Source organism: Streptomyces sp. MCA2, from assembly GCF_023544705.1.
Classification (GTDB): domain Bacteria; phylum Actinomycetota; class Actinomycetes; order Streptomycetales; family Streptomycetaceae; genus Streptomyces; species Streptomyces decoyicus.
On sequence record NZ_JAMJFM010000010.1, the window covers coordinates 176,056 to 199,916 of the forward strand.

Consider the following 23,861-nt stretch of genomic DNA (forward strand, 5'->3'; position numbering starts at 1 on the left):
ATCTTCCGCGCCCCCCTCGCCGGACCGGTCCCCGGTCAAAGGGGCATGTCAGGCCGCGGAGAGATACGCCTTCCAGCCACCGGAGGGCTGCTGCCCGACGGGGAGCTCCTGGAGCTTGCGCAGCACCTCCGGGTCCTGGGCGTCCATCCAGTCGGTGAACTGCCGGAACGACACCAGATGGACATCCCGGCTCTGCTCATTGGCAATGTGCTTGAGCGCGTCCTCGACGGCGTCCATATAGATACCGCCGTTCCACTCCTCGAAGTGGTTGCCGATGAAGAAGGGCGCCCGGTTGGTCTCGTAGGCCCGGCGGAATCCGGAGATATATGCGTCGGTGGCCTGGCGCCGCCAGCCCGGGTAGTTGACCGGCGGGGCCTTCGTCGAGTTCTTGGACTGATTGGCGAGGATGTTGTAGTCCATCGAGAGCACCTCGAAAGAGTGCCCCGGGAAGGGAACCTGCTGGAGCGGGAAGTCCCAGAGGTCCATCTTTTTCTTCGGCCACATCTGGAGACCGCCGGACGAGCTGGCGTCATAGCGCCAGCCGAGTTCCTTGGCGGTGGGCAGCAGATTTTCCTGTCCCAGCAGGCATGGCGTACGGCTGCCGACCAATTCCTTTCGGTAGTCGAAGGGCAGCGGATCCAGATCCGTGAATCCGGTGTTGGTACGCCACTTGGTGACGAAATCCATCGCCTGGTCGATCTCGGACTGCCACTGCTGCGGCGTCCAGCGTTTGACGGTGCCGGCGCCGGTGCAGAAGTGCCCGTTGAAGTGGGTACCGATCTCGTGGCCGTCCAGCCAGGCCTCCCGCACGTACTTCAGCGTCTCCTTGATGTGGTCGTCGCTGAGGTAGCCGATGTCGGAGGCGCCCCGCCGGTTGTTCGGCGGCTCGTAGAGGTGCTTTTGGGATTCGGGCAGGAGGTAGAGCCCGGACAGGAAGAAGGTCATGGCGGCGCCATGGTCCCTGGCGAGCTTGAGAAAGCGGGGGAAGAGGCCGTTGCCGACCTCTCCCGCACCGTCCCAGGAGAAGATGACGAACTGCGGCGGGGTCTGTCCGGGCTCCAGCCGTTCGGGTGCTTTCGGCTGATGGGGCTGCGAACCGTAATTCGCTGTCGAGCCGTCACCGATGAGCTTGGGGCGAGCCTGTACCGAGTTCTTCACGCGCGCTTTGTCGGCCCCTGTGCCCGAGTCAGGCGAAGAGCAGCCGGCGACGCCCAGCGCCGCGGCCGCACCAACTCCCATACCCAGCAGGTTTCGCCGACTGATCGCGCGCATACCCTCGTCCCCATCCGTGCTCGCCGAACTCAATATCCATATAAACGGACAATGGAGAAGAGGGCATGTCGAGCGTCGGGGTTCCGGGTTATTCGCGCAGATATCTCATTTTGCCTGGACTTGACGTTCCACCAAGTGATGCACCGTCAGGCCCCGAAAGCCTTGGCCTTTCCTTTCACGGGTTTGGCGCCCGCCAGAAGATGGGAGGGAACCAGGTCGCGCGCAGGCTCGCTGTATCCCACCGAAATGATCTTGTCGCCGTGGAAGGTGAACGACGTCAGCGAGGCCAGCGTGCACTGCCGCTTGCGCGGGTCGTGCCACAGCCGCCGCCGCTCCGCGAAGCTGCGCACGATCCAGATCGGCAGCTGATGGCTGACCGCCACCGCCTCATGGCCCCGTGCGGCATCGCGCGCCGCGCCCAGCGCCGCCATCATCCGTACGACCTGCTCGACGTACGGCTCGCCCCAGGACGGCCGGAACGGGTTCGTCAGGTACTTCCAGTTCCCCGGCTTCTTCAGCGCACCGTCGCCGACCCCGAAGGTCTTCCCCTCGAAGACGTTGGCCGCCTCGATCAGCCGCTCGTCGGTGGCCAGATCCAGACCCTGCGCACCGGCGATCGGCACCGCGGTCTCCTGCGCACGCTCCAGCGGCGAGGCGACGACATGTGTGATGTCCCGCTCCGCGAGGTGCTCCGCCACCCGGTCGGCCATCTTCCGCCCCAGCTCGGAGAGGTGGTAGCCGGGCCGGCGCCCGTAGAGCACGCCGTCGGGGTTGTGCACCTCGCCGTGCCGCATCAGATGCACGACGGTGATGTCTTCGCTGCTCATGTCACCCATTCATTCAGTCGTCAGCAAGCAGTCGCCGGCCCGTGCGCCGCGACCGTCGTCAGGCCGTCGCCCCGGCCGCGGCCCGCGCGGCGGCCGGCAGTGCGGCGGCGATCCGCTCGACGGCCGCCGTGTCGTGCGCGGTCGAGAGGAACCACGACTCGAAGGCGGACGGCGGGAGGTAGACGCCCTGCGACAGCATCGAGTGGAAGAAGGCGGTGAACCGGAACGACTCCTGCGCCTTGGCGGCGTCGTAGTCGGTCACCTCGGCATCGGTGAAGAAGACCGAGAACATGTTCCCCGCGACCTGGAGCCGATGCGCCACGCCCTCCTTCGCCAGCGCGGCGGTGACCAGGCCCCGCACCTCCGCCGAGACCGCGTCGACCTTCTCGTACGCGGCGTCGTCCAGCAGCCGCAGCTGCGCGACGCCCGCGGCGGTGGCGACCGGGTTCCCGGACAGGGTGCCCGCCTGGTAGACCGGGCCGGCCGGGGCGAGGTGCGCCATGACGTCCGCGCGGCCGCCGAAGGCCGCGGCCGGGAAGCCGCCGCCCATGACCTTGCCGAAGGTCATCAGATCCGGACGTACGCCATCAATTCCGTACCAACCGGCCTTGCTGACGCGGAAGCCGGTCATCACCTCGTCGGAGATGTAGAGCGCCCCGTTGCCCGCGCACAGATCCTTCAGGCCCTGGTTGAAGCCCGGCAGCGGCGGCACCACGCCCATGTTGCCCGGCGACGCCTCCGTGATCACACAGGCGATCTCGCCCGGGTGCGCGGCGAACGCGGCCCGTACCGCCTCGATGTCGTTGTACGGCAGCACGATCGTGTCGCCGGCCTGCGCACCCGTCACACCCGGCGTGTCGGGCAGCCCGAAGGTCGCCACGCCCGAACCCGCCGCGGCCAGCAGCGCGTCCACATGCCCGTGGTAGCAGCCCGCGAACTTGACCACCTTCGGCCGGCCGGTGAAGCCGCGCGCCAGCCGGATCGCCGACATCGTCGCCTCGGTGCCGCTGGAGACCAGGCGCACCTGCTCGACCGGCTCGATCCGGGCCACGATCTCCTCGGCCAGCTCGACCTCGCCCGCGCCGGGCGTGCCGAAGGACGTACCGCGGGCGACCGCGTCCTGGACCGCGGCGATCACCTCGGGGTGCGAGTGGCCGAGGATCATCGGCCCCCATGAGCACACGAGGTCGACATACTCACGGCCGTCGGCGTCCGTGAGGTACGGACCGGTGCCGGACACCATGAACCGGGGCGTACCGCCCACGGCCCGGAAGGCCCGCACCGGAGAATTGACGCCGCCCGGCGTCACAGCGGACGCACGGTCGAACAGCGACTGCGAAACAGGGGCTTCATACGGAAAAGACACTGTGATCCTGACCTGCATAAACGGCGGGAGGGGCGGCGCACGGACGCGGCCCGGCTGACAACGGGTGCGGGAATCTCCCTCGCGATACGCCTGCGGGCGCCGCTGGGTTCACTCTCGCTCCTTTTTTGATTCCTCTCGCTCGACCGGGCGTCAGCCCCCACTCGTCTGCGAAACTGGGCCGACGTACGAGTAAGTCACGCAAGCAATGGTCTCAGAGGCGCACGGGGGCGTGCGGCCGGGCGTTTCACGCGCCGGTGACGGGGGAGGTCTCTGAGACGATGATCGGGTTGCGCGGCTGGGGCTGCGAGTGGTCGGGTGGAGATATGCATCGCGGTGGCGAACTGGGCGAGGGAACCAATGACCGGGGTCCCGAGCGCGCCCAGCGCGGCCGTCACCGGCGTGAGGACACCACGGGCGAGACCCGTGAGGACACCACGGGCGAGACCACGGGCGGGGAGATCAGAGGCGGCCGCATGGGGGTGACGTACAGGTACTTCGGCGCGCCCAATGGTGCGACCGCGGCCCGCGTCCCGGTTTCCATGCGTCCCGAGGAGCTCGGCGGTGACGAGCTCGGCATGGGCGGCATGTTCAGCAAGATCAAGCCGGAGACGATGGCCGCCATGGTCCTCACGGGTATAGAGGGCATACCGCTCCATAAGGTTCCGCCGCTCGAACTTGTCGTCCTCCACCCCGACTACGCCGTCGTCAAGCTCCCCATGACCGTGGTCGACCCGCTGCGCGGCGTCGGTGAGGAGACGGTCGGCGCGGCCGCCTTCATCTGGTCCACCGTCCCCGACCGCGGGGGCCCGCGCGACGCCTTCACCGTCTACCAGCTGCTGCACGAGTGGCAGGACTTCAGCCACCGGCTGCACGAGGCGGGGCACCAGGCGTACTGCCTGGTCTGGCCGTAACGGTTCAGCGCGGGCGCGGCGGCCCCGGACGCGACGGCCCCGGGCACGGCGCGCCGCCCGGCCGGGGCGCTCTCCGCACGGGGCCGCGCCGGTCACCACGTGGGGCGGGCCGACACACCGCCGTCCACGACCAGATCGTGCCCGGTGATCCAGGACGCCATCGGTGAGGCGAGGAACACACAGGCGTCGCCCACGTCCTCCGGCGTGCCCAACCGTCCGGCGGGCGCCGCGGCTTGCCAGCGGCGCACCCCCTCCGGCCAGTCCTCCGCCAGGCCGGGACGGTCGATCAGGCCGGGCGAGACGCTGTTGACGCGGATGCCGTAGGCCCCGTACTCCAGCGCCGCCGCGCGCGCATGCATCACCACCGCCGCCTTGGACGCGCAGTAGTGGGCATGCTGCGGCGCCGGACGGTCCGCCTCGATCGAGGCGATATGGGTCACCGAGCCGCCGCCGGACGCCCGCATCACGGCCGCCGCGGCCTGGGTGCAGGCGAAGACGCTGTGCACGTTCGGATCCGCCACCGCCCGCCAGTCGGCGAGCGACATCGCCGCCAGCTCCTGCGTCGGCTGCACCCCCGCGTTGTTCACCAGCGCGGTCAGCCGGCCGCGCCAGCCGGCCGCCTCGTCCACCAGACGGTGGCAGTCCTCCTCGACGGCCAGGTCGGCGCGCAGCGCCAGCGCGCTCCCGCCGTCCGCCTCGATCCGCCCGACCAGGTCCCGGGCCGCGTCGGCGCCCGTACGGTAATGCGCCACGACGGCCGCGCCCGCCGCGGCGAACCGCAGCGCGATACCGCGGCCGATGCCCCCGGCGGCGCCGGTGACGAGGGCGACCTGGCCGCGCAGATCGGGCAGTTGGGGGCGGTGGGTGACGTCCGGTCCGGTCTCGGTCATGGCCTGCTCAGCGCGGTGATCCGCGCCGCCTCCTGGGGGAAGCGCGCGGCCAGTTCGGCGGCGTCCCCGTGCTCGTAGTCCTCGAAGGTGAAACCGGGCGCCATCGTGCAGCCGAAGAGCGACCAGGAACCGCCGTCGGCGACCTCGGCGGCCATCCACGTACCGGCCGGCACCGTGAACTGGACGTGCTGCCCGGCCAGGACGTCAGGACCGAGCACGACCGTACGGGCCGTGCCACCGCCCTCCGGGAGGCCGCCGCCCTCCGCGGCGCCGCCGCCTTCCGGGAGGAGGAAGAGGGTGAGCGGATCGCCCCGGTAGAAGTGCCAGATCTCGTCGGTGGGCAGCCGGTGCAGGGCGGAGAAGTCGCCCGGCTCGTCGGTCAGCAGCATCACGATCGCCGAGCCCTCGGGCCGCCCGTCGGGGCGCTCGGGCCCCGCCCACGTACGCCGGAACCGTCCGCCCTCACGGGGCAGCGGCGCCAGCCCGTAGAAGTCGATCAGCGCCTCGGGGAGCCGCTCGTGGGACCTGCGCTGCTCGTCCATCCGCGCGCCGCCTCCCACTCGTCCGCCGACTGCCGGGGGTGATCCGGCTTAGGGAGTGTGCCCGAGGTCCCGCCCGGCATACCGCGTCCCCGTGCCGCGGTCGCCCACATCCGTCAGCCGGCCGTCCAGTGCGGGTCGCGGCCCGTCCCGGCCAGCAGCGCATCGAGGGCGGAGGCGCCGGGCGGGACGGGGAGCGGCTCGGCGAAGACGTTCATCTTCCGGGCCGTCGGGGCCATCTGTGCGACCAGTGTGCGCAGCTCGGCCACGCACCCGGGGGCGGGCGTGTACGGCAGGCCCGCCGCCCGTGCCACGTCCCAGGCGTGCACCGTCAGATCCAGCAGCACCATCGCGCCGACGGTCCGCGCCGGCAGCTTCATCCCGCCGGTCGGACCGTCCTCCGCGCCCGGCACCGCCCACGCCTCGACCAGGCGCGCGGCCTCCTGGGCGAACCGGTCGGGCCACTGCGCCCCGTATTCACCGAGCCGGTCGGGGGTGGTGCTGAAGTCCACGTCCTTCTTCGCGGCCAGGCTCTGGAAAGCGACGACCACCTGGAAGAGGTGGTTGAGCAGCGCCCGTACGTCGTACTCGGCGCAGGGCGTCGGCAGTCCCAGCTGGTCGTCGCGCACCCCGCGCAGTACGGGGAGCGCCGCCTGCGCCGCCGCGTCGAGCAGCGCGCTGATCGGTGGGGGTGTGGAGGCCGGTGGGGCCGTGGGGGCCGTTGCGGTCGGTGCGGTCGGTGCGGTCGGTGCGGTCGGGTCGGCTTGCTCGCTCACGGGCGCGTCATCCGGAATGTCCTGCATGTCGGTCATAGCGATGACGCTACGGACCGCCGCCGGGGGCGGCTTGAAAAAACGCGACAGGCGCCGCGCGATCGGCGCGGCCCGTCCTTGAGGGCCGGGCGGGGACGTAGGGCACCGCCTAAAATCCCGGCATGGCCGCTCCACGGCGCGACACCCGGGGCATCGTCGACGCCCCCGGTCTCTTCACGCGGGTGCAGTTCCGCCGCCGCACCCCCGCCGCACCGCTGCGCCCTTATGTCGAGCACTACTGGCTGATCGACTGGGATCTGTCCGAGCCGTATGCCACGCATGTCGTTCCGCACCCGTGCGTGAACCTCGTCTTCCAGCGGTACGCCGACCGCCCCGGCTTCGGGGAGGTCGCGGGCGTCGGGCTGGAGCTGTTCGCGCAGAAGCTGACGGGGCGCGGGCGGGTGTGCGGGGTGCAGTTCCGGCCGGGCGGGTTCCGGCCGTTCGCCCCGGAGCGGCCCGCGACGGACTGGACGGGCCGCCGGCTGCCGCTGGCGACGGCCTTCGGACCAACGGACGCCGCGGGGCCCGTACTGGAGCCGGACGACGAGGACGTCCGGGTGGCCGCGCTCGACGCCTTTCTGGCCCCTCGCCTGCGGGCCGGGCCGCGGATGCTCGCCCAGGCCGACCTCGCCGTGGGGCTGGCCGACCGGATCCGCACGGACCGTACGATCCGCCGGGTCGCGGACTTCGCGCAGGCCGAGGGCATGTCCGTCAGGGCCCTCCAGCGGCTGTTCGCCGGCTATGTCGGGGTCAGCCCCAAGTGGGTGCTGCTGCGCTACCGGGTGCACGAGGCCCTGGAGCGCGCCGCGTCCGAGGCGGAGGTCGACTGGGCCGCGCTCGCCGCCGAGCTGGGCTACAGCGATCAGGCGCATCTGGTCCGCGACGTCACTGCCACCGTCGGGGTCCCGCCGACCGCGTACGTGCGCTGAGTCCGCCCGCGCCGGACGCTCAGGGGTGTTCGGCCGTCAGATAGCGCTGGACGGTGGGGGCCAGCCAGGCGATGACCTCGTCGTGACCGAGGTCCACGGCCGGGGGGATGTGCAGGACATAGCGGCACAGCGCCATGCCGAGTATCTGGGAGGCGATCAGCGCGGCGCGGGTCGGCGCCTCCTCGGGCACCGGGCAGACCGCGGCCAGGACGGGCTTGATCTGTTCGGCGAACACCCCGCGCATCCGCTGGGCGCCCGCCTCGTTGGTGACGCCGACGCGCATCATGCCGGTCAGCGTCTCGTCGCACTCCCAGCGCTCCAGGAAGTGCCGTACGAGCCGGGCGCCGGCCTCGTCGCGCGGGACGTGGGTGAGGTCGGGGGCGTGCACCTCGATCTCGGAGGCGGCGGCAAAGAGGCCGGCCTTGTTGCCGTAGTAGCGCATCACCATCGACGGGTCGATGTCCGCGTCCCTGGCGATGGCGCGGATGGTGGCGCGCTCGTAGCCGTCCGCGGCGAAGCGGTCCCGGGCGGCGGCCAGGATCGCGGCGCGCGTGGCGGCGGAACGCCGGGGGCGGGCGGGGTCCGACGCCCCGCCGGGCGCGGCGTCGGCGGGCGCGACATCGGACGCGGCAGGCGCGGGATCAGCGGCGGAGGGTGCATGTTCGGCCATGTCAACAACTGTAGGCCAACACCTGTTGACACGCCAGGCCCGGCCGCCCTACGCTTGCCAACAAGCGTTGACCAACATGCGTTGACCAACATGCGTTGACCAACATGCGTTGACCAACATGCGTTGGCATGAAGTGCAGGCACAGGCATAGACACAGTCATAGGCATAGGCATAGGCATAGGCACAGGAGGCGGAAGCCATGGATGCCATGAACCGCAAGCCCGCCGGCAGCGGCCCTGAGGCCGACGAGGTGCGTGCGGCCCGCGATACGGACGTCATCGTCGTGGGCGCAGGCCCGACCGGCCTGCTGCTCGCCGGAGACCTCGCCGAGGCGGGCCTGGGCGTCACTCTCCTGGAGCGCCGCCCCGCCACCCTGAGCAACCTCACCCGCGCGCTGGCCGTCCATGCCCGCACCCTGGAGCAGCTGGACGCCCGCGGCCTGGCCGACGAGCTGATCGCCGGCGGCCATCGGCTCTCCACCCTCCGCCTCTTCGGTGAGGCCACCATCGACGCGACCCGGCTCCGCTCCCGCTTCCCCATGGTGCTGATCACTCCGCAGTTCGAGGTCGAGCGGCTGCTGGAGCGGCGGGCCCGCCGCGCCGGTGTCGATTTCCGTCACAAATCCGAGGTGCTCGGCCTCGATCAGGACGCCGACGGTGTGACGGTGCGCTTCCGTAACACCGAGGGCATCGGCAGCCTCCGCGCCGCCTACGTCGTCGGCACCGACGGCGTCCGCAGCACCATCCGCGAGGCCATCGGCCAGCCGTTCCCCGGCAAGTCCGTGATCCGCTCCCTGGTGCTCGCCGATGTCCGGCTGGCCCAGAAGCCCGATTCCCCCTTCACCGTCAACGCCAACGACGAGGCCTTCGCCCTGATCGGCTCGTTCGGCGACGGCTGGTACCGCGTCATCTGCTGGAGCCGCCGCTACCAGGCCGACGACGACGCACCCACCGACCTCGACGAGGTCCGCGAGATGACCCGGCTCGCCCTCGGCAGCGATTACGGCATGCATGACGCCCGGTGGGTCTCCCGTTTCCACAGCGACGAGCGCCAGGCCCCCGAGTACCGTGTCGGCCGCGTCTTCCTGGCCGGCGACGCCGCCCATGTGCACTCCCCGGCCGGCGGCCAGGGCATGAACACCGGCCTCCAGGACGCCGCCAACCTCAGCTGGAAGCTGGCCGCGGTGCTCCGGGGCCACTCCCCCGACAGCCTCCTGGACAGCTATCAGACCGAGCGCCACCCGGTGGGCAAGCAGGTGCTGCGCAGCAGCGGTGCCCTCATCCGGCTCGCCCTGCTGCACGGCGCCCCCGGCCGCGCCGTGCGCACCCTCGCCGCCCGGGTCTTCAACCATCTGCGGCCGCTGTCCGGCCGCGCGGTCCGCACCATCTCCGGCATCGGCATCGCCTACGGTGCCGGGCCCGGCGCCCACCCCCTCACCGGCCGGCGCGCCCCCGACATCCGCCTGGCCGACGGCAGCCGCCTCTACGAACTCCTCCGCCAGGGCCGGTTCGTGCTTCTCACCCCCGCCGACGAACCCGGCGTCCCCCGAGCCCTGACGAGCAAGGGTGCCCCCCGTAGCCCCGCCGAGGACCGCTTCCTGACCGCCTCCTGGCAAAGCGGTCGCCGTACGGCGCTTCTGGTGCGCCCCGACGGCTATATCGCCTGGGCCACCGATGCCACGGCCCCCGCCGAGCGCGCCCGCGCACTACGGTCCGCCCTGCTGCACTGGACCGGCGCCGCGCCCGAGGACATCGGATCCATAGGCACCGCCCGGCCCGCCGCCCTCACCCCTCCAGCACATGCCGCAGATAGGCCCGGGGGTCGTTGAGATAGCGCCGCCAGTGGTCGACGAGCCCCAGCTCCGCCCACTCCACGCTCCGCATACCGTGCTCGCCGACCTCGACGATCGCGGCGCCGGGCAGCGCCGTCAGCAGCGGGGAGTGGGTGGCACAGATGATCTGGGCACCACCGCTCCCCAACTCCCCCATCAGCCCGATCAGTTCAAGACAGGAGGAGAAGGACAGGGCCGCCTCGGGCTCGTCCATGACATACAGGCCCCGCTGTGCGAACCGCTCCCGGAAGGCCATCAGAAAGCCTTCCCCGTGACTCATCTCGTCCGGGGAGCGGGACAGCCGGTTCGACCTCCGCTCCCCGTTCAACGCCTCCAACGCCGTCTCGGCCCGCAGGAAGAACCCCCGCCGGCGGACCCGCGGCCCGCGCACCATCTGCCGCCCCTGCCGCGTCGGATCGAACCGCATCCGGCTGCCGAGCAGCGATGCCTCCCGCGAACTCGCGTACTTGTATCCCGCCGAGCCGCCGTACGAATCCAGCCCGAAGCCCTCCGCCAGCGCCTCGGCCAGCGTCGACTTTCCCGAACCGTTCTCCCCCACCAGAAAGGTCACCGGAGCGCGGAAGGCCAGGCCTTCCTCGGCCAGCTGGCGCACACACGGCACCGTCCAGGGCCAGCCGTTCTCAGCCGTCCCCTCCCCCTCCGGAACGTCCACGTAAGCCCGTTCGATCAGCATGCCCCCGAAGCTCTCACACCCCACTGACAGTCCCCCGCCGACAGACCCCAGCCGACGCTCAACGGCCCCTCGCTGACGCTCATGCGTCACCCGACTCCCCCGCCGACGCTCAACGGTCCCCCGCTGACGCCCATGCCTCGCCCGACGCCCCCCCGCCGACATTCACCGGCCCCTCGCTGACGCTCAACGCCCCTCCTGACGTCCATGCCTCGCCCGGCGCGCCCCCAGCCATGCCTCAGCCATGCCTCATCCATGCCTCGCCCGACGTTCCCCGCCCACGGCGGGTCCGGACCCGCCCTCCGTACGCTGGACGCATGCTGTTCGCCCGCTCCGCCGCCCTCTTCGTCCTCGCCGGCCTCTTCGAGATCGGCGGCGCCTGGCTTGTCTGGCAGGGCGTCCGCGAACACAAGGGCTGGGTCTGGATCGGCGCCGGAGTGATCGCGCTCGGGGTGTACGGCTGGGTCGCCACCCTCCAGCCGGACGCCGCATTCGGCCGGATCCTCGCCGCGTACGGCGGTGTCTTCGTCGCCGGATCGCTGGCCTGGGGCGCGATCGCCGACGGCTACCGCCCCGACCGCTGGGACGTGACCGGAGCACTGATCTGTCTGGCCGGAATGGCCGTGATCATGTACGCCCCCAGGAGCCACTGACCCCGCCTGCATATCCTGGCGGCGGACCGCCCTCCCCCAGGCTTCGCGGAGCAGGGGGACCCCATCGCCCCGAGGAGAGTGCCATGACCGCCGAGGCCCGTACCGCCGTCGTCACCGGAGCGAGCAGCGGCATCGGCGCCGCCACCGCGCGAGCGCTGGCCGCGGCCGGCTACCACGTGGTGCTCACCGCCCGCCGCAAGGACCGCATCGAGGCGCTCGCCGCCGAGCTGCCGAACGCCGAGGCCTACGCACTCGACGTCACCGACCGCGCCGCCGTCGACGCCTTCGCGGCCGCCCTCGACCGCTACCCCTCCGTCGACGTCCTGGTCAACAACGCCGGCGGTGCCTACGGCGCGGAACCGGTCGCCACCGGCGACCCCGCCGACTGGCGCGCCATGTACGAGGTCAATGTGCTGGGCGTGCTCCACATGACCCAGGCGCTGCTGCCCACGCTCACCGCCTCCGGCGAGGGCACCGTCGTCGTGCTCTCCTCCACCGCGGGCCATGGCACCTACGAGGGCGGCGGCGGGTATGTCGCCGCCAAGCACGGCGCGCATGTCATCGCCGAGACGCTCCGTCTGGAGCTGTGCGGTGAGCCGGTGCGCGTCATCGAGGTCGCCCCGGGCATGGTCAAGACCGACGAGTTCGCCACCACCCGCTTCCGTGGCGACTCCGACAAGGCCGCCAAGGTCTACGAGGGCGTCGACCAGCCGCTGAGCGCGGAGGATGTCGCCGACACCATCACCTGGGCGATCACCCGGCCCGCCCACGTCAATGTCGATCTCCTGGTGGTCCGCCCCCGCGCCCAGGCCTCCAACTCCAAGGTCCACCGCACCACTTGAGCCGCCTGCCGCGGCCCCCGGCCGGGAAAGCGGCCCGCCGACGGACGAAAGAGAGGGGCGGCCCGGCGCACACCGCGCCGGACCGCCCCCGCCCCGTCTCCGTCCCAGGGCTCAGCCCTTCACACACACCACCTGCTTGAGCTTGGCGACGACCTCGACCAGGTCCCGCTGCTGATCGATGACCTTCTCGATCGGCTTGTAGGCACCCGGGATCTCGTCCACCACACCGGAGTCCTTACGGCACTCCACACCCCGCGTCTGGTCCTCCAGGTCCCGGGTGGAGAACCGCTTCTTCGCGGCGTTCCGGCTCATCTTGCGGCCGGCGCCGTGGGAGGCGGAGTTGAAGGACGCGGCATTGCCCAGTCCCTTGACGATGTACGACCCGGTGCCCATCGAGCCCGGGATGATGCCGTACTCGCCGTTGCCCGCCCGGATCGCGCCCTTACGGGTCACCAGCAGGTCCATGCCGTCGTACTGCTCCTCCGCCACATAGTTGTGGTGGCAGGAGATCACCGGCTCGAACGTCGGCTTGGCCTTCTTGAACTCCTTGCGGACGACGTCCTGGAAGAGCGCCATCATCACGGCCCGGTTGTGCTTGGCGTACTCCTGCGCCCAGAACAGATCGTTGCGGTACGCCGCCATCTGCGGGGTGTCCGCGATGAAGACGGCGAGGTCGCGGTCGACCAGCCCCTGGTTGTGCGGCAGCTTCTGCGCCTGCCCCATATGGAACTCGGCCAGTTCCTTGCCGATGTTCCGGGAGCCGGAGTGCAGCATCAGCCACACCGCGCCGGTGTCATCGAGGCAGAACTCGATGAAGTGGTTGCCGCTTCCCAGCGAGCCCATCTGCTTCGTCGCGCGCTCCTGACGGAACTTGACCGCTTCGGCCACCCCGTCGAACCGCGACCAGAAGTCCCCCCAGCCCGCCGTCGGGTAGCCGTGCAGCCGTCCGGGATCGACCGGAGCGTCGTGCATCCCGCGGCCCACCGGAATCGCCTGCTCTATCTTCGAGCGGAGCCGGGAGAGATCGCCGGGCAGGTCATTGGCGGTGAGCGAGGTCTTGACCGCGCTCATCCCGCAGCCGATGTCGACACCGACCGCCGCCGGACAGACCGCGCCGCGCATGGCGATCACCGAGCCGACCGTCGCTCCCTTGCCGTAGTGCACATCCGGCATCACGGCCAGGCCCTTGATCCACGGCAGGGTGGCGACATTGCGCAGCTGCTGCATCGCGACGTCCTCGACCGCGGCCGGGTCCGTCCACATCCGGATCGGTACCTGGGCGCCGGGCACCTCGACGTACGACATAACTTCCCCATTCCCCCGAATTCATGAAAAACGCAAAAGCCGGACAATTTATCCGATCTTGGACGGCGGACCAGCGTTTGCGGCAAGACGTGCGATAGACATTGTGTCCATCGGCCGCCGACCGGCGGCAACCGCATTTCGTAGGGGAAGGAGCCGCGAACGATGCCACGGAAGCCGTTCGTACCCGGTGCCGCAGTGGTGGTGGCCGCGGCGCTGGCCGCCGGTCTCACCGGCTGCACCGGCAGCTCCAGCCCCGACGGCGACGCCGCCGACGCCAAGAGCGGCGGCGCCGCCACATCGAGCCCGGCCGCCGAGCCGGGCCGCTACCAGACCCTCCCGGAGGCCTGCGGGCTGCCCTCGCGCGGCGTCATCCGCCGCATGCTGCCCGGCGACGGCCAGCCCCTGTCGGACACCGAGGCGCAGAAGGTCTACGGCGGCCAGGCCGACATCACCTACGACACCGACCGCCGCGTCGGCTGCCGCTGGACCCGCGAGACCACCGCGGGCACCCGCCATCTGGGCCTGGACATCCAGCGCGTGGTCTCGTACGACTCCGCCGTCAGCGATGACGACAAGGCGCAGGCGATCTACGGCAAGAAGGAGCTGGCCGCACAGATACCGCCCGGCGGCGCCGGCGCCCCCTCGCCCGCCGCCCCGCCCCCCTCCGCTTCCGCCTCCGCCTCGAAGGACAAGGAAAAGGGCGAAGGAGTCGTCACCAACGACGCGACGGACAAGAGCACAACGGGCAAGAGCTCGGCAGACGCGAAGGGGAAGGCCCCGTCCGGGAGCCCCTCGCAGAAGTCCGACCCGAGCGCGGATCCGAGCACGGACCCGAGCGGCTCCACCGCCCCCCGCGTCCTGGACGACCTCGGGGACGCGGCCTTCCTCAATGACAAATTGGTCACAGCGGACTCCGGCGTACACCGCGATGTCACTGTGGTCTTTCGCACGTCGAACGTCATCGTGAAGATCACCTACGACCAGTGGTCCACGGACAAGGCGATGCTGCCGGACAGCCAGGAATTGCAGGACAAGGCCCGTTCGCTGGCCACCGAGCTGTCCGACAGCCTCAGCGAATAGTCCGTGGTGGGAGTATTGACCGAGTCGACGGACAAGAAGCTGAATCGCCCGATTTGAGCGTTGCGCTCATCGACATGAATCGGTCACCCACCTCGCCACGCCGCGTACCGTGCCGTCTAGCCCTGCCCCGTACGCGGCCGGGCAGGCCCCACGGCCACCGCCACGGCCGTGCCGACCCGACGACGACGAACAGCGAAGGAACCATGCACCGTTCAGCCAAGCGACTCGCCAGCCTTCTCACCTGCGCAGCAGTACCGGTGCTGCTCGTCGCCGGCTGCTCCGGCTCGGACAGCGACAGCTCCGGTGACGCCTCCTCCGCCGCCTCCAGCAGCGCGGCCAAGCCCTCGCCGACCGTCGCGCCCGCCAAGTTCAAGAAGCTGCCGAACCCGTGCTCGGCGTTCTCCAAGGACACCATCAAGAAGATGCTGCCCAAGGCGAAGGACGCCTCCGGCGAGCAGGGCAAGTCCACGGACAACGCCGCCCACGGCACCTGCTCGTGGACCAGCTCGGACGAGAAGGGCGTCGACGGCACCCAGTGGCGCTGGCTGGACATCGGCTACCAGCGCTACGAATCCGACCCGGGCGTCGGCAGCGGCGAGAAGCGCGCCACGGACTTCTACGCCAAGCAGGTGTCCGAGGCGAAGGCCACCAAGGGCGCCAAGAAGCTGGAGACCGTGAAGACCTCCGGCACCGGTGACGAGGCAACCGCGATCACCTACGACGTGAAGCGCGACGGCACCAACTTCAAGAACACCACCATCGTCGCCCGCACCTCCAACATCGTCGTGACGATCAACTACAACGGCGCGGGCCTGGCGGGCGCGGACGCCCCCAAGGTCGCCGACCTGCTCAAGCACAACCAGGCCGCCGCCAAGGAAGCGGTCGCCGCCGCCGCCAAGGCCAACAGCTGACCGCACCGGCGTCGCCCGGGCCCTCTCCGGCCCGGGCACCGGGTCACCTCGCAGACCTTCACCCGGCTCCGCCCGTACCGGCACACGCCCTCCCGCACCCATGTGCCAGGCTGTCGCTCGCAACAGACCGACTGGGAGGGGTCCTCGGGTGGCCGCGCCACTGAAGCTGACACGCACGCACCGGATACTCATCGGAGTGGTCATCGCCGGCGCGGTGGTCATTGCCGGTATCGGCTTCGCCGGCTCCTACGCGGCCGTGCGTGAACTGGCCCTCAAGAAGGGCTTCGGCAGCTTCGCCTACTTCTTCCCCATCGGCATCGACGCGGGCATCTGCGTCCTGCTGGCGCTGGATCTGCTGCTGACCTGGATCCGCATGCCCTTCCCGCTGTTGCGGCAGACGGCGTGGCTGCTGACGGTCGCGACCGTGGCGTTCAATGCCGCGGCGTCGTCCGATCCCCTGGGCATGGGCATGCATGCCGTCATCCCGGTGCTGTTCGTCGTCACCGTCGAGGCCGCCCGGCACGCCGTCGGGCGGATCGCCGACATCACGGCGGACAAGCACATGGAGGGTGTGCGCATCACGCGCTGGCTGCTGGCGCCCGTCCCCACGTTTCTGTTGTGGCGGCGGATGAAGCTGTGGGAGCTGCGGTCCTACGACGCGGTGATCAAGCTGGAGCAGGAACGCCTCGTGTACCAGGCACGCCTGCGGTCGCGCTTCGGGCGGAGCTGGCGCCGTAAGGCTCCCGTGGAGTCCCTGATGCCCCTGCGGCTCGCCCGGTTCGGGGTGCCGCTGTCCCAGACCGCTCCCGCGGGGCTCGCCGCGGCGGGCATCGAACCGCAGCTGCTGCCGGCGCCACAGCAGTCCCTGACGCCCGCTCGGGAGCCGAGGGCCCAGGAACCGGCCCAGGAGCCGGCCGAGGCCGGGGAGATGCCGAGCCAGTGGTTCGCGGCGCCGCAGCAGGTGACGTATCAGGGTGACTACGACCCGGCGTTCGTCCCGCAGCAGGAGCGACAGCCCTCGTACGACGAGCACCGCCAGGTACCGACGCACCAGCAGGCGCCGACGTACGAGCAGGCGGCGGCGTACGAGCAGCCGCCGACCCACGAGCAGGGGCCGACGCACGAGCACGCGCCGACGTACGAGCAGCCGCAGACGTACCAGCAGGCGCCGACGCACCAGCAGGCCCCCGTACCGGCGCCGCGCGCGCCGGAGCCCCAGCCACAGGTCCCGGTGCCGAACGGTGCGGGTGGGACGCGTCCGCTCGGCCAGGGCACCCCGGAGGCGGGCCCCCAGCCTGCTCAGGCACCGGCCGCACAGCCGACCGACGAGGACCTGTACCAGGTGTTCCGGCACTCGATAGAGGGCGAAGGCATGCCCACACCGGGCGCGTTCGCGGCGAACCTGGAGGCGCAGTACGGCATCCGCCTGCGGTCGCGGGACCTGAACCGCTGCATGGACCAGTTCAGCGACCGCCTCAACGCGGAACTGATGGACGAGCACATCGCGTAACGCACCCGCCGGGTGTCGTCCCGCAGGTCCCCTGGACCGCTAGACCGCCCCGGCGCCCGTCTGCCGCGCCTGCTTCTCCTTGCGCTTCTTGGCCGCGTCCCCCCAGACGGCCAGCGCCGCACCGGCCGCGAAGAGGCCGACGTAGGCGGCGGACGGCAGATCGAACCAGTGGGGCAGCAGGCCCCAGGCGCCGTCGAAGAAGACCTGCCCGATGAATCCCATTACGCCCTGGATCATGATGATGAAGCCTAAGATTCCTCTCATGGCTCCAGCGTGAAGGGTCCGGCCCCGGAGGTCCTCGTCCCCGGGGCCGAACCCTTCTCATCCCTCAGTCGGAGACCACGCGGACGCGTCTACGACTCAACGGCAGCGACTCGACGGCAACAGCCTTCCGACGGCCCGTCAGCCGCCGAGCAGCTTGCGCACCCGGTCGGCGCCCACGGCCAGCAGCAGGGTGGGCAGCCGCGGCCCGGTGTCCCGGCCGACCAGCAGCTGGTAGAGCAGGGCGAAGAAGGCCCGCTGGGCCACCTTCAGCTCCGGGGTCGGCTTGGCGTCCGGCTCCAGGCCCGCCTGGACCTTCGGGACGCCGTAGACCAGGGTGGTCAGGCCGTCCAGCGACCAGTGCTCGTCGAGACCTTCGAGCAGCAGCCGCAGCGAGCCGCGGGCCTGCTCGTCGAGGGTGCCGAGCAGGTCCTCGTCGGGCTGGTCACGGACGATGGTGCGCTGCTCGGCCGGGACCTGGGTGTTGATCCAGTACTCGGCCTTGTCCAGCCGCGGCCGGGTCTCGTCCAGCGAGGTGACGGGGCTGTCAGGGTCCAGTTCGCTCAGGATCCGGAGCGTCTGCTCGTCATGGCCGGCGGTGATGTCCGCGACCGAGGCGAGCGTGCGGTACGGCAGCGGGCGCGGCGTACGCGGCAGCTCGCCGGCGGCGGTGCGGGCCGCGCGGGAGTACGCGGCGGCGTCCGCCGGCAGCGCGCTGCCGTCCGCCACCTTGGACTCCAGCTTGTCCCACTCGTCGTAGAGCCGCTGGATCTCCTGGTCGAAGGCGATCTTGAAGGACTGGTTGGGCTTGCGGCGCGCGTACAGCCAGCGCAGCAGCGGCGCCTCCATGATCTTCAGCGCGTCGCCCGGCGTCGGCACCCCGCCGCGCGACGACGACATCTTGGCCATGCCGCTGATGCCCACGAAGGCGTACATGGGGCCGATGGGCTGCGCACCGTCGAAGATCTGGCGGACGATCTGGCCGCCGACGACGAAGGACGAGCCCGGCGAGGAGTGGTCGACACCGGACGGCTCGAAGATCACGCCCTCGTAGGCCCAGCGCATCGGCCAGTCGACCTTCCAGACCAGCTTGCCGCGGTTGAACTCGTTCAGCCGGACCGTCTCGCCGAAACCGCACTCCGTGCAGGTGTAGGCCAGCTCCGTGGTCTCGTCGTCGTACGAGGTGACCGTGGTGAGGTCCTTCTCGCACTGCCCGCAGTAGGGCTTGTACGGGAAGTAGCCGGCCGAGCCGCCGCTGCCGTCGTCCTCGGCGGCCGCGCCCGAGCCCTCGGCGGCCTCCAGCTCCGCCTCGTCGACGGGCTTCTGCGACTTCTTGGCCGGGGCCCTCTTCGTGCGGTACTGGCCGAGGATCGCGTCGATGTCCGCGCGGTGCTTCATCGCGTGCAGCACCTGGTCGCGGTAGACACCGGCGGTGTACTGCTCGGTCTGGCTGATGCCGTCGTACTCGACGCCCATCTCGGCGAGCGCCTCGCACATGGCGGCCTTGAAGTGCTCGGCCCAGTTCGGGTACGCCGAGCCGGCCGGGGCCGGCACCGAGGTCAGCGGCTTGCCGATGTGCTCGTTCCAGGACTTGTCGACGCCTGGCACTTCCGGCACCTTGCGGTAGCGGTCGTAGTCGTCCCAGGAGATGAGGTGACGGACCTCATGACCGCGGCGGCGGATCTCGTCGGCGACGAGGTGCGGGGTCATGACCTCGCGGAGGTTGCCGAGGTGGATCGGGCCGGACGGACTCAGGCCCGAGGCGCAGACGATCGGTTTGCCGGGGGCGCGACGCTCCGCCTCGGCAATGACCTCGTCCGCAAACCTGGAGACCCAGTCGGTCTCGGTGCTCTGCTGAGCCACGATCGGCCCTTCCTCTTCCTGGTGCTTCCTGATTGCGCCGTCCTGCGCGCGGACGCGCAAAAGCCTGACGGTGCCCATTGTCCCAGACGAAAAATCAGTGGTAGTGCCGTGGGATACTCGTTGGCAAACCCTTTCCACTCCGACGACACCTCCCTCTGGAAGAGAGCTCTTTCCATGGCCTCGGTCACTTCCCTCGCAGCTTCGGTCAACCAGCGCGTCGCGGACGCCCTCTCGGCAGCCCTGCCGGAGGCCGGCGCCGCCGACCCGCTGCTGCGCCGAAGCGACCGGGCGGACTTCCAGGCCAACGGCATGCTGGCGCTGGCCAAGAAGCTCAAGGGCAATCCGCGGGAGCTGGCCGCACAGGTCGTCGCCGGTATCCCCACGGGTGACAGCGGCGCGGTGATCAAGGAGATCGAGGTCTCCGGACCCGGCTTCCTCAACATCACCGTTGCCGACGAGGCGATCATCAAGACCCTCGCCGAGCGCGCCGCCGACGACCGCCTGGGCGTGCCGTACGCCGACGGTGCCGGCACGACCGTCATCGACTACGCCCAGCCGAACGTGGCGAAGGAGATGCACGTCGGCCATCTGCGGTCCGCGGTGATCGGCGCGGCGATGGTCGAGATCCTGGAGTTCACCGGCGAGAAGGTGATCCGCAGGCACCACATCGGCGACTGGGGCACCCAGTTCGGCATGCTCATCCAGTACCTCATCGAGCACCCGCACGAGCTGGACCACAAGAGCGGCGAGGTCTCCGGCGAGGAGGCCATGTCGAACCTCAACCGGCTGTACAAGGCCTCGCGCGCGCACTTCGACTCGGACGAGGAGTTCAAGGAGCGGGCCCGGCGCCGGGTCGTCGACCTCCAGGCCGGCGACGAGGAGACGCTCGCCCTGTGGCGGCGGTTCGTCGACGAGTCGAAGATCTACTTCTACTCGGTCTTCAACAAGCTGGACATGGACATCCAGGACCCCGATGTCGTCGGCGAGTCCGGCTACAACGAGATGCTGGAGGAGACCTGCCGGCTGCTGGAGGAGTCCGGCGTCGCGGTGCGCTCCGAGGGCGCCCTCTGCGTGTTCTTCGACGACGTCAAGGGCCCCGACGGCAACCCCGTCCCGCTGATCGTCAAGAAGTCCAACGGCGGCTACGGCTATGCCGCCACCGACCTCTCCGCGATCCGCGACCGGGTCCAGAACCTCTCCGCCGACACCCTGCTGTACGTCGTCGACGCCCGGCAGTCCCTGCACTTCAAGATGGTCTTCGAGACCGCCCGCCGGGCCGGCTGGCTGAACGACAAGACGCACGCCGTCCAGCTGGCCTTCGGCACGGTCCTGGGCAAGGACGGCAAGCCGTTCAAGACCCGTGAGGGCGAGACGGTGCGGCTGGTCGACCTGCTGGACGAGGCGATCGACCGGGCGACCGCGGTGGTCCGGGAGAAGGGCGAGCCGATCGGCCTGACCGAGGAGGAGATCACGGGCAACGGCGCGCAGGTCGGCATCGGCGCCGTGAAGTACGCGGACCTGTCGACGTCGGCCGGCCGGGACTACAAGTTCGACCTGGACCAGATGGTGTCGCTGAACGGCGACACCTCGGTGTACCTCCAGTACGCCTACGCCCGTATCCAGTCGATCTTCCGCAAGGCCGGTGACGCGGCCCCCGCGGCGCACCCGGAGCTGTCGCTGGCCCCGGCGGAGCGGGCGCTGGGCCTGCACCTCGACCAGTTCGGCGAGGTGCTCGCCGAGGCCGCCGCGTCGTACGAGCCGCACAAGGTCGCCGCGTACCTCTACGGCCTCGCCTCGCTGTTCACGACCTTCTACGACCAGTGCCCGGTCCTGAAGGCCGAGGGCGGCCCGGACCAGGTTGCGGGCCGGCTGTTCCTCTGCGACCTGACCGCCCGCACCCTCCACCAGGGCATGGCCCTGCTCGGCATCCGTACGCCCGAGCGGCTCTGAGCCCGGCGCGCCGTCCGGCCCCCCGCGGGGCCTGCCGTCGCTTACTCTCCTGCCACAACGGCCCCGTACAACACAGGTGTTGTACGGGGCCGCTCAGGTCTCAAGGGGAGGGGCAGCGATGCACCCAGCACCACACCGGAGCAACGAGCGCACCACGAAGCACACCCCCGGTCCGACCCGGCGCGCCGCGCTGGGCACCGGAGCCGGACTGCTGGCGGCGGGTTTCCTGGCGTCCGCCACCACATCCGCGGCCGCCCAGGCCCCCACCGCCGGTGATCCGTACGAGGCCCTGCGCCGGCTGGAGCACACCCACCGGGCGCGGGTCGGCGCCTTCGCCCACAACACCGCCACCGGCGCGACGGTCGCCTACCGCGCCCACACCAGCGTCCCCCTCTGCTCGGTCTTCAAGCCCCTCGCCGTCGCGGCGGTGCTGCGCGACCTCGACCGCAACGGGGAGACCCTGGCCCGCCGCGTCCACTACACCGACGCCGACCTCGTCGAGAACTCACCCGTCACCGAAAAGCACGTCGCCACCGGCATGACGATCGCCGAACTGTGCGCCGCCGCCGTCCGGCGCAGCGACAACACGGCCGGCAACCTCCTGCTGCGCGAACTCGGCGGCCCGACCGCCGTCACCGCCTTCGCCCGCTCCCTCGGCGACCGCACCACCCGCCTCGACCGCTGGGAGACGGAACTGAACTCGGCCGAGCCCTGGCGCAGGACGGACACCACCAGCCCCGCCGCCATCGGCCGCACCTACGCCCGGCTGCTGGTGGGCGATGCGCTCTCGCCGTCCGACCGGGGCCTGCTGACGGCCTGGATGAAGACCAACGAAACCAACACGGACCGCTTCCGCGCCGCCCTGGGCAAGGACTGGGCCATCGCCGACAAGACGGGCTCCGGCTCGTACGGCACCGGCAACGACGTGGGCGTGGCCTGGGCCCCGGACGGCACCCCGATCGTGCTGGCCGTACTGACGGGCAAGCCGGAGCAGGCCGCGGCCTACGACAATCCGCTGATCGTGGACGTGACAAAGGTGCTCGCCCGGGCCGTGGCGGGCTGAACGGCGGCGGGGTGCGGGGTGCGGAGGTACGGGCCCGCAGAAGTGCAGTCCGCGGGGATGCGGGCCACGGAGGCGCAAGGCCACAGGGATTCAGGCGCGGACGACGCCGTCAGAACTGCCGCGGTGCCGTCAGTGCTGCCGGTCTGCCGGGCTGCGGACTGCCGTCAGTGCTGCCAGGGCTTCCGTACCGCGTCCTTGACCTTCTCGCTCGCGTCCAGCCCGTGCCCGGCGGTCTTCTCGGCCTTGCCCTCGGCCTCCAGCTTGCGGTTGTGCGTGGCCCGCCCGACGACTTCCTTCATGGCGCCGATGACCTGCGCGCCCTTGGCCTGCATCTTGCGCTTGGCAGTCATGGTTACCCGCTCCTCAGTCGGTCGGGGCCTTCCTTGACACTCGGCGCGTGCCCGGCAGGCGCCGGACAAAACGTCGCGCCGACGACGAAGCTCCCGTCCCCGGACCCCGGGGACGGGAGCTTCGGCACGACACAACCGGTCGGGCGGGCGGTCACAGCCCCCGCGCGACCTCCGTCGCCCAGTACGTGAGGATCATGTCGGCACCGGCCCGCTTGATACCGGTCAGCGCCTCCAGGATCGCCTTGTCCCGGTCGATCCAGCCCTTCTCGGCGGCCGCCTCGATCATCGCGTACTCACCGGAGATCTGGTACGCGGCGACGGGCACGTCCACCGCGTCCGCGACCTTCGCCAGCACGTCGAGATACGGCATCGCCGGCTTGACCATCACCATGTCGGCGCCCTCCTCCAGGTCGAGCGCCAGCTCGCGCATCGACTCACGGAGGTTGGCCGGGTCCTGCTGGTACGTCTTGCGGTCGCCCTGGAGCGACGAGCCGACGGCCTCCCGGAAGGGCCCGTAGAAGGCCGAGGAGTACTTCGCCGTGTAGGCAAGGACCGAGACGTTCTCGTGGCCGGTCTGGTCGAGCGCGTCACGGATGACGCCGACCTGGCCGTCCATCATGCCGCTGGGGCCCACGACATGGACGCCCGCGTCGGCCTGCACCTGCGCCATCTCGGCGTAGCGCTCCAGCGTCGCGTCGTTGTCGACCCGCCCCTCGGCATCCAGGACGCCGCAGTGCCCGTGATCGGTGTACTCGTCCAGGCACAGGTCCGACATGATGACGAGGTCGTCACCGACCTCGGCCTTCACATCACGGATGGCGACCTGCAAGATCCCGTCGGGGTCGGTGCCCGCCGTACCGGCGCCGTCCTTCTTCGCGTCCTCGGGCACCCCGAACAGCATGATCCCGGCGACCCCCGCGTCGACCGCCTCCACGGCGGCCTTCCGCAGCGTGTCGCGGGTGTGCTGGACGACGCCCGGCATCGCGGAGATCGGCACCGGCTCGCCGATCCCCTCCCGCACGAACGCGGGAAGGATCAGGTCTGCGGGGTGCAGCCGGTGTTCGGCCACCATCCGCCGCATGGCGGGGGTGGTACGCAGCCGCCGGGGCCGCGCACCGGGGAAGCTTCCGTACTTCGTCATACCGCCCACGCTACGCCCGCTTTGCCCCTGCCTTTGCCGACGTGTCGTCGGCAGTCGCGGCCGCAATGGCCGCCCGCTCAGGCCGCGAAAGCGGGACCAGCGAGATCACCCGACGCCGGCTCACCTTCACCCCCATCACCGGGGCCGGCTTCCTGCCGTACGCCACCGAGCGGCAGTAACGCAGAAGGGCGCCC

The 23,861-nt window shown here is 70.7% G+C and carries 24 protein-coding genes; 11 read left to right on the forward strand and 13 right to left on the reverse strand.

The window, feature by feature from the left end:
• Positions 1–48 precede the first annotated feature (48 nt).
• The 3 genes from M8I34_RS11150 to hemL form a co-directional block, all read right to left on the reverse strand.
• Entirely contained in the window at positions 49–1,272 is a 1,224-nt protein-coding gene (locus tag M8I34_RS11150; protein ID WP_250049255.1) for a hypothetical protein, read from the reverse strand.
• A gap of 146 nt (positions 1,273–1,418) precedes the next feature.
• On the reverse strand, positions 1,419–2,099 hold the full coding sequence (locus M8I34_RS11155) for a histidine phosphatase family protein (RefSeq protein WP_250049256.1): 681 nt from the start codon (positions 2,097–2,099) through the stop codon (positions 1,419–1,421).
• Between the two features lie 58 nt (positions 2,100–2,157).
• Positions 2,158–3,483, reverse strand: coding sequence for a glutamate-1-semialdehyde 2,1-aminomutase (gene hemL / locus M8I34_RS11160; protein WP_250049257.1), 1,326 nt, complete (start codon positions 3,481–3,483; stop codon positions 2,158–2,160).
• A gap of 305 nt (positions 3,484–3,788) precedes the next feature.
• Here hemL and M8I34_RS11165 point away from each other — a divergent pair, with 305 nt between their 5' ends.
• Positions 3,789–4,376, forward strand: a complete 588-nt coding sequence (locus M8I34_RS11165) for a hypothetical protein (protein ID WP_078889456.1) — start codon at positions 3,789–3,791, stop codon at positions 4,374–4,376.
• Positions 4,377–4,468: 92 nt separating this feature from the next.
• Here M8I34_RS11165 and M8I34_RS11170 read toward each other — a convergent pair whose 3' ends face one another.
• From M8I34_RS11170 to M8I34_RS11180, 3 genes are all read right to left on the reverse strand, one after another.
• Positions 4,469–5,266: an SDR family NAD(P)-dependent oxidoreductase gene (locus tag M8I34_RS11170; RefSeq protein ID WP_250049258.1), complete on the reverse strand. Its 798-nt coding sequence runs from the start codon at positions 5,264–5,266 to the stop codon at positions 4,469–4,471.
• A complete protein-coding gene (locus M8I34_RS11175) occupies positions 5,263–5,808 on the reverse strand; it encodes a cupin domain-containing protein (protein WP_250049259.1) in 546 nt (181 codons plus the stop codon). The genes M8I34_RS11170 and M8I34_RS11175 overlap by 4 nt, the downstream gene beginning before the upstream one ends.
• 113 nt (positions 5,809–5,921) lie before the next feature.
• Positions 5,922–6,617 (reverse strand): TIGR03086 family metal-binding protein, encoded by a 696-nt coding sequence (locus M8I34_RS11180; RefSeq protein WP_250049260.1) that lies wholly within the window; start codon positions 6,615–6,617, stop codon positions 5,922–5,924.
• Between the two features lie 122 nt (positions 6,618–6,739).
• Here M8I34_RS11180 and M8I34_RS11185 point away from each other — a divergent pair, with 122 nt between their 5' ends.
• A complete protein-coding gene (locus M8I34_RS11185) occupies positions 6,740–7,546 on the forward strand; it encodes a helix-turn-helix domain-containing protein (protein WP_250049261.1) in 807 nt (268 codons plus the stop codon).
• Between the two features lie 19 nt (positions 7,547–7,565).
• Here the strand turns inward: M8I34_RS11185 and M8I34_RS11190 are convergent, their stop codons facing one another.
• A complete protein-coding gene (locus M8I34_RS11190) occupies positions 7,566–8,216 on the reverse strand; it encodes a TetR family transcriptional regulator (protein ID WP_250049262.1) in 651 nt (216 codons plus the stop codon).
• Positions 8,217–8,415: 199 nt separating this feature from the next.
• On the opposite strand from M8I34_RS11190, the gene M8I34_RS11195 reads away from it, so the two are divergent.
• Complete coding sequence (locus tag M8I34_RS11195; protein ID WP_250049263.1) at positions 8,416–10,044, forward strand: FAD-dependent monooxygenase; 1,629 nt, start codon at positions 8,416–8,418, stop codon at positions 10,042–10,044.
• Here the strand turns inward: M8I34_RS11195 and M8I34_RS11200 are convergent.
• Positions 10,001–10,741 carry an AAA family ATPase gene (locus M8I34_RS11200; protein ID WP_250049264.1) on the reverse strand — a complete coding sequence of 247 codons (741 nt, stop codon included), beginning with the start codon at positions 10,739–10,741 and terminating at the stop codon, positions 10,001–10,003. The genes M8I34_RS11195 and M8I34_RS11200 overlap by 44 nt on opposite strands.
• Positions 10,742–11,055: 314 nt before the next feature.
• Between M8I34_RS11200 and M8I34_RS11205 the strand changes: the two genes are divergently transcribed.
• Positions 11,056–11,391 (forward strand): YnfA family protein, encoded by a 336-nt coding sequence (locus M8I34_RS11205; RefSeq protein ID WP_250049265.1) that lies wholly within the window; start codon positions 11,056–11,058, stop codon positions 11,389–11,391.
• Positions 11,392–11,474: 83 nt separating this feature from the next.
• The gene (locus tag M8I34_RS11210; protein ID WP_030985927.1) at positions 11,475–12,233 is read left to right on the forward strand and encodes an SDR family oxidoreductase; all 759 of its coding nucleotides are present in this window, start codon (positions 11,475–11,477) and stop codon (positions 12,231–12,233) included.
• 111 nt (positions 12,234–12,344) lie between these two features.
• Here M8I34_RS11210 and M8I34_RS11215 read toward each other — a convergent pair whose 3' ends face one another.
• Positions 12,345–13,538, reverse strand: a complete 1,194-nt coding sequence (locus tag M8I34_RS11215) for an RtcB family protein (protein ID WP_250049266.1) — start codon at positions 13,536–13,538, stop codon at positions 12,345–12,347.
• A gap of 162 nt (positions 13,539–13,700) precedes the next feature.
• On the opposite strand from M8I34_RS11215, the gene M8I34_RS11220 reads away from it, so the two are divergent.
• From M8I34_RS11220 to M8I34_RS11230, 3 genes are all read left to right on the forward strand, one after another.
• Complete coding sequence (locus M8I34_RS11220; protein ID WP_250049267.1) at positions 13,701–14,618, forward strand: hypothetical protein; 918 nt, start codon at positions 13,701–13,703, stop codon at positions 14,616–14,618.
• Positions 14,619–14,821: 203 nt separating this feature from the next.
• Complete coding sequence (locus tag M8I34_RS11225; RefSeq protein ID WP_250049268.1) at positions 14,822–15,529, forward strand: DUF3558 domain-containing protein; 708 nt, start codon at positions 14,822–14,824, stop codon at positions 15,527–15,529.
• Between the two features lie 148 nt (positions 15,530–15,677).
• On the forward strand, positions 15,678–17,039 hold the full coding sequence (locus M8I34_RS11230; protein ID WP_250049269.1) for a DUF2637 domain-containing protein: 1,362 nt from the start codon (positions 15,678–15,680) through the stop codon (positions 17,037–17,039).
• A 39-nt stretch (positions 17,040–17,078) separates the two neighbouring features.
• Here M8I34_RS11230 and M8I34_RS11235 read toward each other — a convergent pair whose 3' ends face one another.
• A complete protein-coding gene (locus M8I34_RS11235) occupies positions 17,079–17,303 on the reverse strand; it encodes a hypothetical protein (protein ID WP_250049270.1) in 225 nt (74 codons plus the stop codon).
• A gap of 138 nt (positions 17,304–17,441) precedes the next feature.
• Positions 17,442–19,163 (reverse strand): lysine--tRNA ligase, encoded by a 1,722-nt coding sequence (lysS, locus tag M8I34_RS11240; RefSeq protein ID WP_250049271.1) that lies wholly within the window; start codon positions 19,161–19,163, stop codon positions 17,442–17,444.
• A 174-nt stretch (positions 19,164–19,337) separates the two neighbouring features.
• Here lysS and argS point away from each other — a divergent pair, with 174 nt between their 5' ends.
• Positions 19,338–21,113, forward strand: coding sequence for an arginine--tRNA ligase (gene argS, locus M8I34_RS11245; protein WP_250049272.1), 1,776 nt, complete (start codon positions 19,338–19,340; stop codon positions 21,111–21,113).
• Between the two features lie 118 nt (positions 21,114–21,231).
• Positions 21,232–22,176: a class A beta-lactamase gene (gene bla / locus M8I34_RS11250; protein ID WP_250049273.1), complete on the forward strand. Its 945-nt coding sequence runs from the start codon at positions 21,232–21,234 to the stop codon at positions 22,174–22,176.
• Positions 22,177–22,340: 164 nt separating this feature from the next.
• On the opposite strand, the gene M8I34_RS11255 is transcribed toward bla, so the two are convergent.
• Together M8I34_RS11255 and hemB are read right to left on the reverse strand one after the other, a co-directional pair.
• Complete coding sequence (locus M8I34_RS11255) at positions 22,341–22,526, reverse strand: CsbD family protein (protein WP_244413963.1); 186 nt, start codon at positions 22,524–22,526, stop codon at positions 22,341–22,343.
• Between the two features lie 151 nt (positions 22,527–22,677).
• Positions 22,678–23,667 carry a porphobilinogen synthase gene (gene hemB / locus M8I34_RS11260; RefSeq protein ID WP_250049274.1) on the reverse strand — a complete coding sequence of 330 codons (990 nt, stop codon included), beginning with the start codon at positions 23,665–23,667 and terminating at the stop codon, positions 22,678–22,680.
• Between the two features lie 41 nt (positions 23,668–23,708).
• Here hemB and M8I34_RS11265 point away from each other — a divergent pair, with 41 nt between their 5' ends.
• The gene (locus M8I34_RS11265; RefSeq protein ID WP_250049275.1) at positions 23,709–23,846 is read left to right on the forward strand and encodes a hypothetical protein; all 138 of its coding nucleotides are present in this window, start codon (positions 23,709–23,711) and stop codon (positions 23,844–23,846) included.
• The last annotated feature ends 15 nt before the right edge of the window (positions 23,847–23,861 follow it).